16 protein-coding genes are annotated in these 15585 nt (G+C 71.1%); 9 read left to right on the top strand and 7 right to left on the bottom strand.

Translation table 11 applies throughout. The features are described from left to right. Nucleotides 1-103 precede the first annotated feature (103 nt). From ACWA7K_RS20590 to ACWA7K_RS20600, 3 genes are all read left to right on the top strand, one after another. Nucleotides 104-1291: a ribonucleotide-diphosphate reductase subunit beta gene (locus ACWA7K_RS20590; RefSeq protein ID WP_456163802.1), complete on the top strand. Its 1188-nt coding sequence runs from the start codon at nucleotides 104-106 to the stop codon at nucleotides 1289-1291. A gap of 201 nt (nucleotides 1292-1492) precedes the next feature. Continuing rightward, complete coding sequence (locus ACWA7K_RS20595) at nucleotides 1493-2095, top strand: histone (RefSeq protein ID WP_456163804.1); 603 nt, start codon at nucleotides 1493-1495, stop codon at nucleotides 2093-2095. 170 nt (nucleotides 2096-2265) lie between these two features. Continuing rightward, entirely contained in the window at nucleotides 2266-2598 is a 333-nt protein-coding gene (locus tag ACWA7K_RS20600) for a DUF167 domain-containing protein (RefSeq protein WP_456163806.1), read from the top strand. A gap of 20 nt (nucleotides 2599-2618) precedes the next feature. On the opposite strand, the gene ACWA7K_RS20605 is transcribed toward ACWA7K_RS20600, so the two are convergent. The 4 genes from ACWA7K_RS20605 to ACWA7K_RS20620 all read right to left on the bottom strand — a co-directional run bounded on the left by ACWA7K_RS20605 (nucleotide 2619) and on the right by ACWA7K_RS20620 (nucleotide 6822). After that, nucleotides 2619-3053, bottom strand: a complete 435-nt coding sequence (locus ACWA7K_RS20605; protein ID WP_456163807.1) for a hypothetical protein — start codon at nucleotides 3051-3053, stop codon at nucleotides 2619-2621. Nucleotides 3054-3073: 20 nt separating this feature from the next. Then, the gene (locus ACWA7K_RS20610; protein ID WP_456163809.1) at nucleotides 3074-3991 is read right to left on the bottom strand and encodes a carbohydrate kinase family protein; all 918 of its coding nucleotides are present in this window, start codon (nucleotides 3989-3991) and stop codon (nucleotides 3074-3076) included. 744 nt (nucleotides 3992-4735) lie between these two features. Beyond that, nucleotides 4736-5491, bottom strand: coding sequence for a class II glutamine amidotransferase (locus ACWA7K_RS20615; protein ID WP_456163811.1), 756 nt, complete (start codon nucleotides 5489-5491; stop codon nucleotides 4736-4738). Nucleotides 5492-5505: 14 nt separating this feature from the next. Beyond that, complete coding sequence (locus ACWA7K_RS20620; protein ID WP_456163813.1) at nucleotides 5506-6822, bottom strand: geranylgeranyl reductase family protein; 1317 nt, start codon at nucleotides 6820-6822, stop codon at nucleotides 5506-5508. A 193-nt stretch (nucleotides 6823-7015) separates the two neighbouring features. Here ACWA7K_RS20620 and ACWA7K_RS20625 point away from each other — a divergent pair, with 193 nt between their 5' ends. Together ACWA7K_RS20625 and ACWA7K_RS20630 are read left to right on the top strand one after the other, a co-directional pair. Then, nucleotides 7016-7462, top strand: coding sequence for a TraR/DksA family transcriptional regulator (locus ACWA7K_RS20625; protein WP_456163815.1), 447 nt, complete (start codon nucleotides 7016-7018; stop codon nucleotides 7460-7462). A gap of 22 nt (nucleotides 7463-7484) precedes the next feature. Then, complete coding sequence (locus tag ACWA7K_RS20630; protein WP_456163817.1) at nucleotides 7485-9827, top strand: patatin-like phospholipase family protein; 2343 nt, start codon at nucleotides 7485-7487, stop codon at nucleotides 9825-9827. A gap of 30 nt (nucleotides 9828-9857) precedes the next feature. Here ACWA7K_RS20630 and ACWA7K_RS20635 read toward each other — a convergent pair whose 3' ends face one another. Continuing rightward, complete coding sequence (locus tag ACWA7K_RS20635) at nucleotides 9858-10904, bottom strand: LacI family DNA-binding transcriptional regulator (protein ID WP_456163819.1); 1047 nt, start codon at nucleotides 10902-10904, stop codon at nucleotides 9858-9860. Then, on the bottom strand, nucleotides 10897-11631 hold the full coding sequence (yihA, locus tag ACWA7K_RS20640; RefSeq protein WP_456163821.1) for a ribosome biogenesis GTP-binding protein YihA/YsxC: 735 nt from the start codon (nucleotides 11629-11631) through the stop codon (nucleotides 10897-10899). Before yihA ends, ACWA7K_RS20635 begins: the two co-directional genes overlap by 8 nt. Nucleotides 11632-11681: 50 nt before the next feature. Here yihA and ACWA7K_RS20645 point away from each other — a divergent pair, with 50 nt between their 5' ends. From ACWA7K_RS20645 to ACWA7K_RS20655, 3 genes are all read left to right on the top strand, one after another. Then, entirely contained in the window at nucleotides 11682-12308 is a 627-nt protein-coding gene (locus ACWA7K_RS20645; RefSeq protein WP_456163823.1) for a c-type cytochrome, read from the top strand. Between the two features lie 141 nt (nucleotides 12309-12449). Next, complete coding sequence (gene msrP, locus ACWA7K_RS20650; protein WP_456163825.1) at nucleotides 12450-13466, top strand: protein-methionine-sulfoxide reductase catalytic subunit MsrP; 1017 nt, start codon at nucleotides 12450-12452, stop codon at nucleotides 13464-13466. Further along, a complete protein-coding gene (locus ACWA7K_RS20655) occupies nucleotides 13466-14119 on the top strand; it encodes a sulfite oxidase heme-binding subunit YedZ (protein ID WP_456163827.1) in 654 nt (217 codons plus the stop codon). Before msrP ends, ACWA7K_RS20655 begins: the two co-directional genes overlap by 1 nt. Here ACWA7K_RS20655 and ACWA7K_RS20660 read toward each other — a convergent pair. After that, nucleotides 14070-14798, bottom strand: a complete 729-nt coding sequence (locus ACWA7K_RS20660; protein ID WP_456163829.1) for a tetratricopeptide repeat protein — start codon at nucleotides 14796-14798, stop codon at nucleotides 14070-14072. The genes ACWA7K_RS20655 and ACWA7K_RS20660 overlap by 50 nt on opposite strands. A 107-nt stretch (nucleotides 14799-14905) precedes the next feature. Here ACWA7K_RS20660 and lipB point away from each other — a divergent pair, with 107 nt between their 5' ends. Next, nucleotides 14906-15583, top strand: coding sequence for a lipoyl(octanoyl) transferase LipB (lipB, locus tag ACWA7K_RS20665; RefSeq protein ID WP_456163831.1), 678 nt, complete (start codon nucleotides 14906-14908; stop codon nucleotides 15581-15583). Nucleotides 15584-15585: the final 2 nt, after the last annotated feature.

The raw sequence follows: 15585 nt of genomic DNA on the forward strand, positions 1-15585 counted from the left end.
CCGATGCGCTGCAAGAGGGCCACGCGCCCTCTTGCAGCGTGTCAATAAGTGCTTGGTGTTTCGACGCAACATTCAGATAATTCACGTCATCAGGAAGTCAGACATGCTCGTCTGGGAAGACACTCCGCGCCCCACGCCCTCGTCGGCGACCCCGTATCCATCGAACGTTCCGCGTGACGCTTCGATGCAGCCCTCGTCACTGCCGCACGCTGCGGTCGGCCTGCCGAGTGCGCGTGCATCGACGGCCGCGACCCATGAATCGGGCGACTCCGGCCGCCGCGTCAACATCGCCGACAAGCGCATCATCAACGGCCAGACCGACGTCAACCAGCTGGTCCCGTTCAAGTACAAGTGGGCCTGGGACAAGTACCTCGCGACCTGTGCCAACCACTGGATGCCGCAGGAGATCAACATGTCGCGCGACATCGCGACGTGGAAGGATCCGAACGGCCTGACCGATGACGAGCGCCGCCTCATCAAGCGCAACCTCGGGTTCTTCGTGACCGCCGATTCGCTGGCGGCCAACAACATCACGCTGGGCACCTATCGCCACATCACCGCGCCCGAGTGCCGCCAGTTCCTGCTGCGTCAGGCCTTCGAGGAAGCGATCCACACGCATGCCTACCAGTACATCGTCGAGTCGCTGGGGCTGGACGAAGGCGAGATCTTCAACGCGTACCACGAGGTCGCGTCGATCCGCGACAAGGACGAGTTCCTGATCCCCTTCATCGACGCGATCATGGACCCGGCCTTCAAGACCGGCACGCTCGAGAACGACCAGACCCTGCTCAAGAGCCTGATCGTCTTCGCCTGCCTGATGGAGGGCCTGTTCTTCTACGTCGGCTTCACGCAGATCCTCGCGCTGGGCCGGCAGAACAAGATGACCGGCGCGGCCGAGCAGTACCAGTACATCCTTCGCGACGAGTCGATGCACTGCAACTTCGGCATCGACCTGATCAACGCGATCAAGCTCGAGAACCCGCAGCTGTGGACGACGTCGTTCAAGGCCGAGATCAAGGCCTTGTTCATGAAGGCGGTCGAGCTGGAGTACCGCTATGCCGAGGACACCATGCCGCGCGGCGTGCTGGGCCTCAACGCCTCGATGTTCAAGGGCTACCTGCGCTACATCGCCAATCGGCGGGCCACGCAGATCGGCCTCGACGAGCTCTTCCCGAACGAGGAAAACCCGTTCCCGTGGATGAGCGAAATGATCGACCTGAAGAAGGAGCGCAATTTCTTCGAGACCCGCGTCATCGAGTACCAGTCCGGCGGTGCGCTGTCCTGGGACTGACCGATCGCCGCGCCGGCCGCTCGCCGGTGAAGCCGCGATCCGTTGACGAGGGTCCGACCCGAGTGGGCGCGGCAGGCTTGAAGGCCTGTCGCGCCTGAACACATCCCCGGCACCCGAGGTCGGCGCAAGAATGACCCGGGCTCTGTGGATCATGCGGTTCATCGGACCGCATGTCCCGTCAACCTGATCAAGGAGATTCACATGGCAACTGCGAAGAAGGCTGCAGCGAAGAAGGCAGCCCCGGCGAAGAAGGCTGCGGCCCCCGCCAAGAAGGCCGCCGCACCGGCGAAGAAGGCGGCTGCACCGGCCAAGAAGGCGGCACCGGCTCCGGCCAAGAAGGCCGCTGCGAAGAAGGCTGCGCCCGCCAAGGCTCCGGCCAAGGCACCGGCGAAGAAGGCTGCTGCGGCACCGAAGCCCGCGCTGAAGAAGGCGGCTCCGGCCAAGAAGGCGGCTGCCGCTCCGGCGAAGAAGGCCGCTGCGAAGAAGGCTGCTGCGCCGGCCAAGGCACCTGCCAAGAAGGCGGCTGCGGTCAAGAAGGCAGCGGCGCCGGCCAAGAAGGCGGCTGCGGCCCCGGCCAAGGCGCCTGCCAAGGCCCCGGCCAAGAAGGCCGCTGCGGCAAAGAAGGCTGCGGCGCCTGCCAAGGCTCCCGCGAAGAAGGCGGCCGCCAAGAAGGCCGCAGCGAAGAAGGCAGCCAAGAAAGCGGCCCCTGCGCCTGCTGCCCCTGCGGCGCCTGCAGCCCCTGCGGCGAAGACCACGCTGAGCCCTCAAGCGGCCTGGCCCTTCCCGACCGGCGACAAGCCCTGATCCAGCCACCGGCCGCCGTGCGGGTCTTGCGACCCACGGCGGTGGTGGCCCGATCCGGCCCGGACCTGTTCCGGGCTTTTTTTCGTCCGTGCCTTTCGACCCGAGCCTTGCGCATGAACCGGCGATCCAGCCCTCCCGCCCGACCTGCCGCCCCGTCCGCGGACGTCGTCGTGGCCAGCTTCCTGAACTGGCCGCAGGCCGGCGGCGTGCTGGTCGATGTCGCGGTGGTGCCCAACGCCAGCCGCACCGAGGCCGTCGGCCTGCATGACGGTGCCTTGCGGGTGCGGCTGGCTGCGCCGCCGGTCGACGGGGCCGCCAACGAGGCCTTGCAGACGTGGCTGGCGCGGTCGCTGGGCGTGCCGCAGCGGGCGGTCGAGCTGGTGCAGGGCCAGACCAGCCGACGCAAGCGCCTGCATGCCCAGGCCGATGCGGCGGCGGTGCGGCGCTGGCTGGCCGACCTGCGAACGGCCGGGGTACCGGACCTGCCGGCGGCGGATGCCTGATCGATCGGCCTGACGCCGCTTCAGGCGTCGGGTCCGGCCGCCCCGCTGGCGCCTTCCAGGCGGCCCTGGCTGCGTTCCGGCGAGTCCTGTGGGGGTGTGTGAGGGTTGGACGATTCCGATGCCGCCAGCCCCGTCGCCGGCCCCGCCACGAGACGGCCCGTGCCGGTCTCGGGCTCGTGCGGTGCATAGGCGGCCCGCAGCTGCCGGTTCTTCTCGCGCAGGCGCCGCACCTCGTCCTGCAGGCTGGCGATGTGGGCCTGATCCGATTCGGCCTCCGCCAGACGCTTGCGCAGCTCCAGCAGCTGGCGCGCGGCCGCCTCGCGCGAGATGCGCAGCTCGGTCTCGGTCTCGATGACCGTGCGGCGGGCGCGCTGGCGGTCCCAGCTGGCCAGCATCACCAGCACCAGCCCGGCGACCAGGCCGAGCACGCCGACGAGGCTGAAGACGACGTCCACGGGCGGTGCGGCCTGGGGCCTCAGGCCGCGACGAGGCCCAGCGCGACCGGGTCCAGCACGTGGTTCTGGGTGCCGGCCGCAGCGATCTTGATCGCGCCGACGCGGTTGCCCAGCTCGACGCAGCGGACCAGGTCCCAGCCGCGTTCCAGGCCGTAGAGCAGCGCGGCGCGGAAGGCGTCGCCGCAGCCGGTCGGGTCGACCACGGCTTCGGCCTGCACGCCGGCCACGCGGGTCACCTGGCCGTCGACCCAGACGTCGCAGCCCTCATGGCCCAGCGTCACGACCAGGCCATTCAGGTGCGAGCGCGACAGCGTGGCGAGGTCCGAGCCGGTGCGGTCGCACAGCATGCGGCCCTCGTAGTCGTTGACGGCCACCCAGGTCGCCAGCTCGACGAAGTGGCGCAGCTCGTCGCCGTTGAACAGCGGCAGGCCCTGGCCCGGATCGAAGACGAAGGGGATGCCGGCCTCGGCCATCTGTTCGGCGTGGCGCAGCATGGCGTCGCGGCCATCGGGCGCGATGATGCCGATGGCGATGTCGCCGCGCGGGTTGGGGATCACCAGCCGCACCGCATGTTCCATCGCGCCGGGGTGGAAGGCGGTGATCTGGTTGTTGTCGCGGTCGGTCGTGATGTGGCACTGGGCCGAGTAGCACTCGGGCAGCAGCGCGACGTGGCGGGCGTCGATCTCCAGGTCGCGCAGGCGCGCCAGGTAGACGTCGCCGTCGGCGCCGACGGTGGCCATCGGCAGCGGCTCGCCGCCGAGTTTCTTCAGCGAGTAGGCGATGTTGCCGGCGCAGCCGCCGAACTCGCGTCGCAGCGAAGGCACGAGGAACGAGGTGTTCAGGATGTGGATGTGATCCGGCAGGATCTGATCGGCGAAGCGGCCGGGAAAGGTGGCGATCGTGTCGAAGGCTAGGGAGCCGCAGATCAGGGCAGGCATGGTCACTCCGGTGTCGGGACGGCGGCGCCGGCCGCGTTGAAAACGGGCGCGATTGTCGCCTCGAAGGGCCCAGTCGACCGGGGGATGCTGCGCTGCACCGTGCGTTCGGGACGGATCGGCCCGGGCACGAAAAAAGAAGGGGGACGGGACAGGTGCTCCGGACGCTCGCTCTCTCTTGCCCGGCTTGCCCGCCCCCCTGGGACCTCACCCAGTCCCGAAGGCTACTCTGTCGAGGAGACGCAAAGTAGTTCTTCGACCGTCGCCGCGCCGGGGTGAGGCTCGCGCGGCGGCGGGGTTCGTCGACGCACCGGCGGGGGGCCGGGCGGGACTTGAATGACAGGCGCCGAGACCGTCGGACGGCTTCGGCGCCGGGGTGTCGGCCGTCAGCGCAGCTGCGCGGTGACGACACCCTGTTCGGGGCTCTCGGCGCCGGCAAAGGCGCCCAGTGCGATGACCAGCGCGGCAGCAGCCGCCCAGTCGGACCAGCGGAATTTCTTCATCTCCCGGCTCCCTCTTGAAGGCTGGAGGATCCTGGCAAGACCCTGAACCCAGCCTGATCTGAAAACGCAGGAGCCGTGCCATGCAGCGAATGTGTCGCCGATCACGGGCCGGGATCGGGTCTGAAATGGGTCATTGCAAGACTGACGCAAAACGTCAGACAGACTGACGGGAAACGTCGCCCGGGCCCCGCTCGACGGGGTTGAACTGCCGGAACCTGTCGAATCGGCGCGTGTCGCTCGCCTGTCAGCGCACCCGGCAGCCGTCGACGAAGGTGGCGAGCTCGCCCGGCTGCAGCGCCTGCCAGGCCTCGTCGCGGGTCAGCGGTTCGGTGACGACGATGGCCACGCGGTCGTCCGGCGTGGTCTGCGTGGCGAAATCCACGGTCAGGTCCTCGTCCTGCAGCTGCGCCTGCGCGAACGGGTGACGGCGCTCGACGTAGTGCAGCCGGGTCGAACAATGCGCCCACAGCGCCTCGCCGTGGCTGAGCAGGAAGTTGAAGGTGCCGTGGCGCGTGATGCGCGGCACCAGCTCGGCCAGCGTCTCGCTCAGGTGGGCGATGCTGGGCAGCGAGGCGTGGTTCTTGGCCAGCTCCTGCATCAGCCAGCAGAACGCGCGTTCGCTGTCGGTCGATCCGACCGGGTGAAAGGCGGCATGCAGCTTCGGGTGGAAGTCGACCAGGTTGCCGTTGTGCGCGAAGACCCAGTAGCGGCCCCACAGCTCGCGCTGGAACGGGTGGGTGTTCTCCAGCGCGACGACGCCCTGCGTGGCCTTGCGGATGTGGGCCAGGATGTGGCGGCTGCGGATCGGGTAGTGCTGCACCATCTTCGCCACCGGCGACTCGGTCGCGCTCTGGTGGTCGACGAACAGGCGCACGCCCTTGCCCTCGAAGAAGGCGATGCCGAAACCGTCCTTGTGCTCGACCGCCCGCTGCGCGAAGCCGGTGAAGCTGAAGACCAGGTCGGTGGGCGTGTTGGCGTTGAGGCCGAGCAGTTGGCACATGGCGATGGATCCCGTCAGCGCAGGGTGAACAGCCGCGCCAGGCCCTTGAGCGACAGCAGGTTGCCGGGGTTGCTGGTCTCCTCCAGCACGCCGCTCATGCGCCGCAGCACCGCAGCGCTGCGGCGGGCCCGCCAGATCACCAGATCGGCCAGCCAGGGGTGATGGTTGACCTGGTTGGCCTTCTCGTAGAGATCGAAGCGCGGCTGCAGCGCGGCCACGGCGGCCTGGTAGCGGCCCAGCACGTCGGCATCGGCCTGCGCATCGGTGCCGTCGTCGCGGATGCAGGCGGCGGCCAGCATGCCCGTCTCCATCGCCTTGCCGATGCCTTCGCCGCTGAAGTCGTAGGTCGAGCCGATCGCCTCGCCGGTGGCCAGCACGCCCGGTCGACCCAGGCGCGCGCCACGCAGCGTGCAGCGCAGCGGGGCGCCCTTGGTGTCGCCGCGCCAGCGGGCCTGCTGCATCAGCTCGCGGGCCGGTGGGTGGACCCGCACGAAGGCGTCGAACAGCTCGTGCAGGTTGGTGCCGTCGCCGCTCTCGCCGCGCTGGAAGAAGGCGCCGACGCCGATGTTGAACAGGCCGTCGCCACACGGAAAGATCCAGCCATAGCCGGGCCGCAGCGCGCGGTGCCAGACCACGTCCATCGTCGTCAGCCGCTGCGCCAGGTCGGGCGCGTGCACATGCACCCGCAGCGCCACGCCGGTGGGGGTGCGGCGCTCGCACAGGTCGGCCTTGATCAGCGCCGGCACGGCCGCGCCGGTGGCCATGACGACCCAGCGGGTGGCGACCTCGCGGGTCTCGCCCGCACTGCCGGGTGAACGCAGCCGGGCCCCGCGCACGCGGCCGTCGGACTCGATCAGGCCGTCGAACTTCCACGGCGTGCGCACCCTCGCGCCGCAGCGTTGCGCCTGCTGCACCAGCAGCGTGTCCAGCACCTGGCGCGGCAGCACCGCGAGCCGGCCCGGCACGTCGACCTGGCCGCCGCGCGGCGCGACGCAGCGCACGTGCGCGACGCCCTGGGCCCGCGCCATGACCGCATCGAGCACGCCCAGGTGCGCGAGCGCGGCGTGGGCATCGGGGATCAACCCTTCGCCGCAGACCTTGTCGCGCGGGAAGTCGTGCTGGTCGACCAGCAGCACCGATCGCCCGGCGCGCGCCAGCTCGATCGCGCAGGCACTGCCGGCCGGTCCGGCGCCCACCACCAGCACGTCGACCGAGGCGGGCCAGTCGCCACCGCCGTCGACCCGCAGCGTGGCGTCATGGCCGAGCCGGGCGGCGACCGCGTCGGGCAGTCCGGCGACGGGCATGGTCGGTGGGCGATCGGGTGCGGTCATGCGGAGGAGGGCTGCGGTGGATGGGTTGCGTCTGAAGGGCTGCGTCGGCAGGGGCCTGGGCGGCGCGCGGATTCTAGGGATCGCCCCTGCGCGGGCTGCCCCCCTGATCACCGGTCCGCACCGTCCACCTTGCGCGGCGTCAAGCCCGGCACTGCCGGGGCGCGAGAGCATGGGTCAACCACCGGAGAACGCCATGAACACCGTCCGCCGTCATCCCGACCCGAGCTTCCACGTCGCGCCGCCGCAGACCGGGCATCTGGATGTCGCGCAGCGACTGACCTTGCGCCACGTGCTGGAGCAGCGCCGCGAGCGCCTGCTGGCCGAGTTGCGCCTGCACGAGGCCGGCGACGGCCGTGTCGCCCATGCCGCCGACCTGCTGGCCCAGGACGGCGACGACGCGCCGCAGCGTGACGCTGACCGCGAGGTCGACCTGGCGCAGTCCGACCAGCTGCGCGTCGAGCTAGCGCAGGTGATGGCGGCGCTGGCGCGGCTCGACGGGCCCGGCTTCGGCCGTTGCGGGCAGTGCGGCGACGCCATCGCGTGGGCGCGCCTGCAGGTCCGTCCGGAAGCGGACCTGTGCATCGCTTGCGCGGTCGGCGCCGAGCGGGTCGGCGACCGCGTCGCGCATCCGAGGATGTGAGCCGGGCCGGCAGAATGGCCCGATGCGATGGCGACGATCGACGACAGGCCGGGCTGGCGGACTGCTGGCCCTGATCTTCATCAGCCTGGCTGCGGCCGGCCAGACGGGGCCGACCGGCCGGGCCGCTGGCCCGCCGCTGGCGGACTGCGGCCTGGCGCGCGGACTCCGGCCCTGCGTCGGACTGGTCCTGTCGGGCGGCGGCGCGCGCGGGCTGGCCCATGTCGGCGTGCTGCAGGTGCTGGAGGAGCGCCGCATCCCCGTCGACCTGATCGCCGGCACGTCGATGGGCGCCATCATCGGCGGGCTGCGGGCCTCGGGCCTGTCGGCCGACCAGCTCGAACAGGTGCTGCAGGGGCTGGACTGGGAGGCGCTGTTCGCCAACCGCCTGCCCCGCGAGTCGCTGCCGCCGCGTCGCAAGGACGAGGACCAGGAGATCTCGCCTGCGCTCGAGATCGGCCTGGCGCGTGACGGCACGCCGATGCTGCCGCTCGGTCCAGTCTCCAGCCGGGGCCTTGAACTGCTGCTGCGGCGACACACGCTGGCGGTCCGGGGCGTGTCCGATTTCGACCGCCTGCCGATCCCGTTCCGGGCTGTCGCGACCGACATGGAGTCCGGTTCGGCCGTGGTCTTCGACCGAGGCGACCTGGCCCAGGCACTGCGCGCGAGCATGTCCGTTCCTGGCGTCTTCCCGCCCTCGGACGTGCAGGGCCGGCTGCTCGGCGATGGCGGGCTGGTCGACAACCTGCCGGTCGACGTGGCGCGTCGGCGCGGCGCCGATGTCGTCATCGCCGTCAACGTCGGCACGCCGCTGGCCGGGCGCGAGTCGCTCGGCACGGTGGTCGGGCTGACGGCGCAGATGATCAACATCCTGACCGAGCAGAACGTGCAGCGCTCGCTGGCCACGCTGCGACCGGGCCAGGACGTGCTGGTGGCGCCGGCGCTGGGCGCCTTGACCTCGGCCGACTTCGGCCGTTCGCGCGAGCTGATCGCGCGCGGCCGGGAAGCCGCGAACGCCGCCTGGCCGCAGCTGCTCGCGCTGGCCTTGCCCGACGAGCGCTGGCTGGCGCTGCAGGCCCGGCGGCAACGGCCCGAGCCGGTCGCCGCACCGATCACCAGCTTGCGGTTCGAGGGCGCCGATGTCAGCCAGCCGCAGCAGCAGGCCGATGCGCTGGCGAGCCGGCCCGGGCTGGCCTTCGACCTCGACCGGGTCGAGGCCGACACGCGAACGCTGTCGGCCACCGGCGACTACCTGCATGCCGACTACCGGCTGGAGGACCTGCCGGCCGGCACCGGGCTGGTGTTCTCGCTGGTCGAGAAGCCGTGGGGGCCGGACTACTTCCGGCTCGGGCTGGAGATGGCGAGTGATTTCGCCGGCCGGGGCGACTTCAACCTCAAGCTTGGCCACAACCGCCACTGGCTTAGCAGCAGCGGCACGGAATGGCGCAACCGGGCCCAGATCGGCTCGGTGCCGCGCTGGTTCAGCGAGCTCTACCAGCCGCTGGGCAGCGTCTCGGCCAGCGGCGCACAGGCCTTCACGGCGCTGCAGATCGAACTGGAACGCCGCCGGCTGGACGTCTACCAGCCGATCGCGCCCGAGCAGGACAGCGCCGCCGCCGTGCTGGTCGCCCGCCATGCCCGAACGGCCGGCCGGTTCGGGCTGGATGTCGGCCGCACGCTCGGCCCGCTGGGCGAATGGCGCATCGGCCTGGCCAGCCTGCGCGAGCTGGAGATCGCCGAGCTGACGCGCGATGGCGCGGCATCCGCCACGACCCGCGACGAGCGTGAACGCACCCGCGAACGCGGCCTGCGCGCGCAGCTGCTGGTCGACCAGCTCGACCACGTCAGCTTCCCGCGCAGCGGCTACCGCGTGCGGCTGCAGGCGGAGGCGGGGCGACGGCTGCTGCGGCCGGAAGGGGTCGACGACCGGACCGAAAGCTACCGGCGTCTGGAGCTCGACGGCCAGCGGGTCGTCAGCCGGGGCGCGCACACGGTCGACGCCGGACTGCGCTGGCGCCAGGCCAGCCAGAGCCCGCTGCTGGGCCGGCAGGCCTACACGCTGGGCGGCTTCCACAACCTGTCGGGGTATGCCGTCGACCAGCTCGACGGCAACGCGACGCTGCTGGCGCGGCTGACGTGGACGTTGCGGCTGAACACCCAGCCGGTGCTGACGCGCGGCTTCTTCGCGGGTGCCACGCTGGAGGCCGGCAATGCGTGGCGCGATGCCGCGTCGGCCGACCTGCGCCAGCTGCGCCCGGGCAGCAGCGCCTTCCTCGGCGCCGATACGGGGCTGGGGCCGCTCTATTTCGGCGCGACCTGGGCGCCGCAGGGCAGCCCGGGCCTGTTCCTGCGGCTGGGTCGGCCCTGAACGCGGTTCAACCCGCTTGAACGCCCGGCGTCAGGCCGCCGAGCTGCGCCGCACCACCAGCTCGACCGGCAGCACGATGCTGGCGGTGGCTTCGCCGGCGGCCTGCTGCATCAGCGCGGCGACCAGCGCGTCGGCGGCCGGCTCGATTGGCTGGCGCACCGTCGTCAACGGCGGTTCGGCGTGGCTGGCCCAGCTGATGTCGTCATAGCCGGTGACGGCGACGTCCTCGGGCACGCGCAGGCCGTGGGCCCGCACGGCGGACATCGCCGCGATCGCCAGGATGTCGCTGCAGCAGACGATGCCGTCGATCGGCGTGCCCGTATCCAGCAGCGTCTGCACCGTCGTGCGGGTGTGCGCCAGGTCGGTCGTCTCGGTCAGATGCAGGGCCGGGGCCGGCGTCAGGCCGCAGGCCTCCAGCGCGTCCCGGTAGCCCAGCCAGCGTTCGGCCGGCTCGGGCGTGGACAGGTCGCCGATGAAGGCGATGTGGCGGCGGCCCTGGTCCAGCAGGTGGGCGGTGGCCAGCCGGCCGCCTTCGCGGTTGTCGCAGCCGACGCAGCAGTAGCCGATGTCGGGCAGCGGCGCCCCCCAGACCACCAGCGGCACGCCGGCGCGGGCAGCGGCTTCGAGCGAACCGGTGTCGTGCCACTGGCCCAGCTGGACGATGCCCACCGCCGTGCCCGAGGCGTGCAGCGCGGCGATCTGGTCGGCCGGCGTGCGCGACAGCAGCATGTCGTAGCCGCGGCTGGTCAGCGCATCGGCCAGCCGGCCGATCATCGCCAGCAGGAACGGATCGCTGATCGGCTGCGGCGCGGCGGGGTCGCGCGGCACCACGACCGCGACGGTCCGGTTGCCCTTGGTGCGCAGGTTCTTGGCGCCCGCGTTGACGGTGTAGTTGAGGCTGCGGGCCAGCTCGGCGATGCGCTCGCGGGTCGCCGCGCTGATCTCCGGATGCCCGTTCAGCGCCCGCGAGACGGTCGCGACGGAGACGCCGGCCAGGCGGGCGATGTCGACCATCTGCGGTCGACGGCGCAGGGGTGCCGGCACAGGGGCGGCAGGCTTGTCGTGGTCGTCAGGCATCGGGCGGGATGGCTTCTTCCGGTGTCGGTTCGGCGGGCTCGTCTTCACGCGGCCGGCACCAGGATTGCAGCACCTGCGCGACCTCGCCGACGCCGGACTTCGACAGCGCCGAGAACAGCGTCACGCCGACGTCGGAGTCCTCGGTGGCCAGCTCGCCGAGCACCGCCTGGGCGTTGCGCAGCGAGGCGCTGGCGTCCTTGCGGTTGAGCTTGTCGGCCTTGGTCAGCACGACCAGCAGCCGCACTTCGCCGGTGGCCACGCGCGGCTGCACGAACTGCAGCAGCTGGCGGTCGAGCTGGGTGAAGCCGTGGCGCGAGTCGACCATCTGGACGACCCCGCCGAGGTTGCGCCGCAGCGCGAGGTAATCGGCCATGACGGCCTGCCAGCGCAGCTTGGCGGCCCGCTCGACGGCCGCGTAGCCATAGCCGGGCAGGTCGGCCCAGTAGGCGTGCGGGGCGTCCTTCGGGCCGACCTCGAACAGGTTGACGTGCTGCGTGCGGCCGGGCGTCTTGGAGGCAAAGGCCAGCTGGCGTTGCTGCGCCAGGGTGTTGATCGCGGTGGACTTGCCGGCATTCGATCGACCCACGAAGGCGATCTCCGGCAGGTCGTGCGCGGGCAGCTGTTCGAGCTTGCTCGCGGTGGTGAGGAAGCGTGCGGTGTGGGCCCAGGCCAGGGCGGCGCGCGTGGCGTCCGCGCCACCTTCGGCGGGGTTGGGTGTCGGGCTCATGGGGGCCATTGTAAAATCGTCGGGTTTTGGATCTCATAGCCCTGTCCACCATGAAATCGCTGCCCAAGTCGCTCCTCGCATTGATCTGCGCTGTCACCCTGGCCGCATCGGCGCAGGCCAACGAAGCGGCAGCAGCCAAGGTCGATCCCGCCAAGGGCGCGACGATCTCGGGCCAGGTCTGCGGCGCCTGCCACACCGCCGACGGCTCGCGCGGTTCGCCCGCCAATCCGATCCTGCAAGGCCAGCATGCGGCCTACCTGGTCAAGCAGCTGACCGAATTCAAGTCCGGCAAGCGCGAGAACGCGATCATGAAGGGCTTCGCGTCCGGTCTGTCCGATGAGGACATGAAGAACGTCGCGGCCTTCTACGCCAGCAAGCAGGCCAAGCCCGGCTTCGCGAAGAACAAGGACCTGGTCGTGCTGGGCGAGAAGATCTACCGCGGTGGCATCGCCGACCGCAACATCCCCGCCTGCGCCGGCTGCCACAGCCCGACCGGTGCCGGCATCCCGGCCCAGTACCCGCGTGTTGCCGGCCAGCATGCCGACTACACCGAGGCGCAGCTGAAGGCCTTCCGCGACGGCATCCGCAAGAACAACGCGCAGATGACCGGCGTGGCCGCCAAGTTGAACGACCGCGAGATCAAGGCCGTCGCCGACTACATGGCCGGCCTGCACTGAGCGAGCCTCGCCCCCCTGAAGAAGCCGGTCCTGGACCGGCTTTTTTCATGCCCGGACACCCGCTGCGGGCGCCGCTGTAAGAATCGACCGGGCAGGCCCGACCGAGCCGGCACAACCCCCGCCACGATCCCAGGAGCGCGCATGCCATCCGTCCGACGCAACCCCCACGCGATGGGCTACCTCCATCCGCTGTCCAGCGAGATCACCCCCGCCGCCGTGTATGCCGACCGGCGCCGCTGGCTGCAGCAGGCCGGCCTGGGCGTCGCCGCCGGGGCGACCGCGCTGAGCGGCCTGCCGGCGCTGGCCCAGGGCGCTGCCGGCACGGTGACGCGGCCGGGCAAGCGCGCCGCGTTGCCGGGTGCCCGCAGCGCGGTCGCCGGGGCGGTCGTGATGGACAAGGTCACCGAGTTCGACAACGCCGCCGGCTACAACAACTACTACGAGTTCGGCACCGACAAGGCCGATCCGGCCCGCAACGCGCAGAAGCTCGTCACCCGGCCCTGGACCGTCACGGTCGAGGGCGAATGCAACAAGCCCGGCACCTTCGACCTGGACGCGCTGCTCAAGCTCGCGCCGATGGAGGAGCGCATCTACCGCATGCGCTGCGTCGAGGGCTGGTCGATGGTGATCCCGTGGGTCGGCTGGTCGGTGGCCGAGCTGCTGAAGAAGGTCGAGCCGCGCGGCAATGCCAAGTACGTCGAGTTCGTGACGCTGGCCGACCCGAAGCAGATGCCCTTTGTCGGCTCGCGCACGCTCGACTGGCCCTATGTCGAGGGCCTGCGGCTCGACGAGGCGATGCACCCGCTGACGCTGATGGCCTTCGGCATGTATGGCGAGGTCCTGCCCAACCAGAACGGCGCGCCGCTGCGTCTGGTGGTGCCCTGGAAGTACGGCTTCAAGGGCGCCAAGTCGATCGTCCGGATCCGCCTGGTCGAGAAGCAGCCGGCGACCGCCTGGGTCAAGGCTGCGGCCCAGGAATACGGCTTCTATTCGAACGTCAACCCGGCCGTGGACCACCCGCGCTGGAGCCAGGCGACCGAGCGCCGCATCGGCGAGGACGGCGTGTTCGCCAAGAAGCGCCCGACGCTGATGTTCAACGGCTACGAGGCCCAGGTCGGTCAGCTCTACGCCGGCATGGACCTCAAGAAGAACTACTGATGATCGCCGCCTGGCTGTTGCGCCCCTGGGTCAAGCCGCTGGTGCTGGCCCTGGCCCTGTTGCCGCTGGCGGGCTGGATCCGGGGCATCGCCGCCGACAGCCTCGGGCCCAATCCGGCCGAGGCGCTGCTGCGCGGCACCGGCCTCTGGACGCTGCGGATGTTGTGCATCACGCTGGCGATCACGCCGCTGCGGCTGTGGTTCGGCCTGCCGGCGCTGGCGCGCTGGCGTCGCATGCTCGGGCTGACGGCCTTCGGCTATGCGCTGCTGCACTTCCTGTCCTATGCGTGGCTGGACATGGGTTTCGACGCGGCGGCGATCGTGCGCGATCTCGACAAGCGGCCGTTCGCGCTGGTCGGCTTCGTCGCCTTCGTCGGCCTGCTGCCGCTGGCGCTGACCTCGTTCAACCGCGCCATCCGCGCGCTGGGTGCAGCGCGCTGGCAGGCGCTGCACCAGCTCGTCTGGCCGGTCATCGCGCTCGGCCTGCTGCATTTCCTGTGGATGCGGGCGGCCAAGCATCGCGAGAGCGAGGTGCTGGTCTACGCGGCGATCGTGGCGGTGCTGATCGCCGCCCGGCTGGCCAAGGGCGGCACCGTGGCGTGGTTCAAGGCTCGGCGCCGGCCTTCATCCGCCGGTCCAGTTCGGCGCGCTTGAGCTTGGCGACCGGGTCGCCCTGACGGGCCGCGCGGTCGTACCAGTAACGCGCCAGGCGCTCGTCGACGGCGGTGCCCAGCCCCGTCTCGTACATCGAGGCCGTCAGGTACTGCGCACCGATGTCGCCGGCCTTGGCGGCCTCGCGGTACCAGTGCAGGGCCTGACGTTCGTCGCGCGCCGTGCCGCGGCCCAGGTAGTGGGCCGATCCGACGTCGATCTGTGCCTGCACATGGCCGGCCTCGGCAGCGACCTGCAGCCAGGGCAGGGCGCCGGCCGGATCCTTGCGGCCCAGCCGCCCGCTCTCGTGCAGTTCGGCCAGCGCCAGGACGGAGGTCACGAAGCCCTGCCGCGCGGCCTTCTCCAGCCATTGCCGAGCCTGGTCGACGCTGGCATCGGGCAACTCGCCGCGCAGGTGCATCACGGCCAGGTCGTGCATGGCCACCGGTTCGCCGGCCTGGGCCAGCGTCGTGAAGGCGCGGGCGGCGGTCTCGAAATGGCCGGCGCGGTATTCCAGGATGGCCGCCAGCAGCGGCGACTGCGGCGCAAAGCCGTTGCCGTCGGTGACGGCGGCGGCCGCGTTGGCGCCGGCAGCCCGGGCGGCCGGCGTGGACAGCGCCAGCGGCGCGCCGAGCAGGGCGGCGACCACGGCGGCGACAAGGGGAAGTCTGCGGTGCGGCATGGTGATCCTGTGAAGGTTCGAGGGCAGGGTTCAGGCCTCTGTCGCCCGGGTCCGCCGATTCTTGCGCGGACCGTGCATCCTGGTCGACGCGCACGACAATCCGGGCCATGCCCGAAGCCCTCATCCGCCACCGCGGCCGCCTGCCCTACGAGCCCACCTATGCCGAGATGCGCGCCTGGACCGAGGCCCGCACCGAGGCCACGCCCGACGAGATCTGGGTCTGCGAACACGACCCCGTCTACACGCAGGGCCTGGCCGGAAAGGCCGACCATGTGCTGGCGCCCGCCGGCATCCCGGTGGTGCAGACCAACCGGGGCGGCCAGGTGACGTACCACGGGCCCGGACAGGTCGTGGCCTACCCGCTGATCGACCTTCAGCGCCTGGGCATCTACGTCAAGGAGTACGTCTACCGGATCGAGGAGGCGGTCATCCGCACCCTCGCGATCTGGAACGTGACGGGCCACCGCATCGGCGGCGCGCCCGGCATCTACGTGCGGCTGGACGACCCGTTCGACCACCGCGCGCTGACCGGCCCGGCCGATCCGCGCGACCCGTTCCGCGGCCTGGGCAAGATCTCCGCGCTCGGCATCAAGGTCAGCCGCCACCGCACCTACCACGGCGTGGCGCTCAACGTGGCGATGGATCTGGCGCCGTTCGACGGCATCAACCCTTGCGGCTACGCCGGGCTCCAGACGGTCGACCTCGCTAAACTCGGCGTCGCCGTCGAGGTCCCGGATGCCGCCCGGCGACTGGCCGACCAACTCGCGGCGCTGCTCGCACCCTGAGC

The organism is Leptothrix mechoopdaensis (SeqCode) (genome assembly GCF_053893855.1).

What these genes read in the sequence shown, in the direction of transcription:
- ACWA7K_RS20590 (WP_456163802.1), top strand. Translation starts at nt 104, where the DNA reads ATGCTCGTCTGGGAAGACACTCCGCGCCCCACGCCCTCGTCGGCGACC.
- ACWA7K_RS20595 (WP_456163804.1), top strand. Translation starts at nt 1,493, where the DNA reads ATGGCAACTGCGAAGAAGGCTGCAGCGAAGAAGGCAGCCCCGGCGAAG.
- ACWA7K_RS20610 (WP_456163809.1), bottom strand. Translation starts at nt 3,991, where the DNA reads ATGCCTGCCCTGATCTGCGGCTCCCTAGCCTTCGACACGATCGCCACC.
- ACWA7K_RS20615 (WP_456163811.1), bottom strand. Translation starts at nt 5,491, where the DNA reads ATGTGCCAACTGCTCGGCCTCAACGCCAACACGCCCACCGACCTGGTC.
- ACWA7K_RS20620 (WP_456163813.1), bottom strand. Translation starts at nt 6,822, where the DNA reads ATGACCGCACCCGATCGCCCACCGACCATGCCCGTCGCCGGACTGCCC.
- ACWA7K_RS20625 (WP_456163815.1), top strand. Translation starts at nt 7,016, where the DNA reads ATGAACACCGTCCGCCGTCATCCCGACCCGAGCTTCCACGTCGCGCCG.
- ACWA7K_RS20630 (WP_456163817.1), top strand. Translation starts at nt 7,485, where the DNA reads ATGCGATGGCGACGATCGACGACAGGCCGGGCTGGCGGACTGCTGGCC.
- ACWA7K_RS20635 (WP_456163819.1), bottom strand. Translation starts at nt 10,904, where the DNA reads ATGCCTGACGACCACGACAAGCCTGCCGCCCCTGTGCCGGCACCCCTG.
- yihA (WP_456163821.1), bottom strand. Translation starts at nt 11,631, where the DNA reads ATGAGCCCGACACCCAACCCCGCCGAAGGTGGCGCGGACGCCACGCGC.
- ACWA7K_RS20645 (WP_456163823.1), top strand. Translation starts at nt 11,682, where the DNA reads ATGAAATCGCTGCCCAAGTCGCTCCTCGCATTGATCTGCGCTGTCACC.
- msrP (WP_456163825.1), top strand. Translation starts at nt 12,450, where the DNA reads ATGCCATCCGTCCGACGCAACCCCCACGCGATGGGCTACCTCCATCCG.
- ACWA7K_RS20655 (WP_456163827.1), top strand. Translation starts at nt 13,466, where the DNA reads ATGATCGCCGCCTGGCTGTTGCGCCCCTGGGTCAAGCCGCTGGTGCTG.
- ACWA7K_RS20660 (WP_456163829.1), bottom strand. Translation starts at nt 14,798, where the DNA reads ATGCCGCACCGCAGACTTCCCCTTGTCGCCGCCGTGGTCGCCGCCCTG.
- lipB (WP_456163831.1), top strand. Translation starts at nt 14,906, where the DNA reads ATGCCCGAAGCCCTCATCCGCCACCGCGGCCGCCTGCCCTACGAGCCC.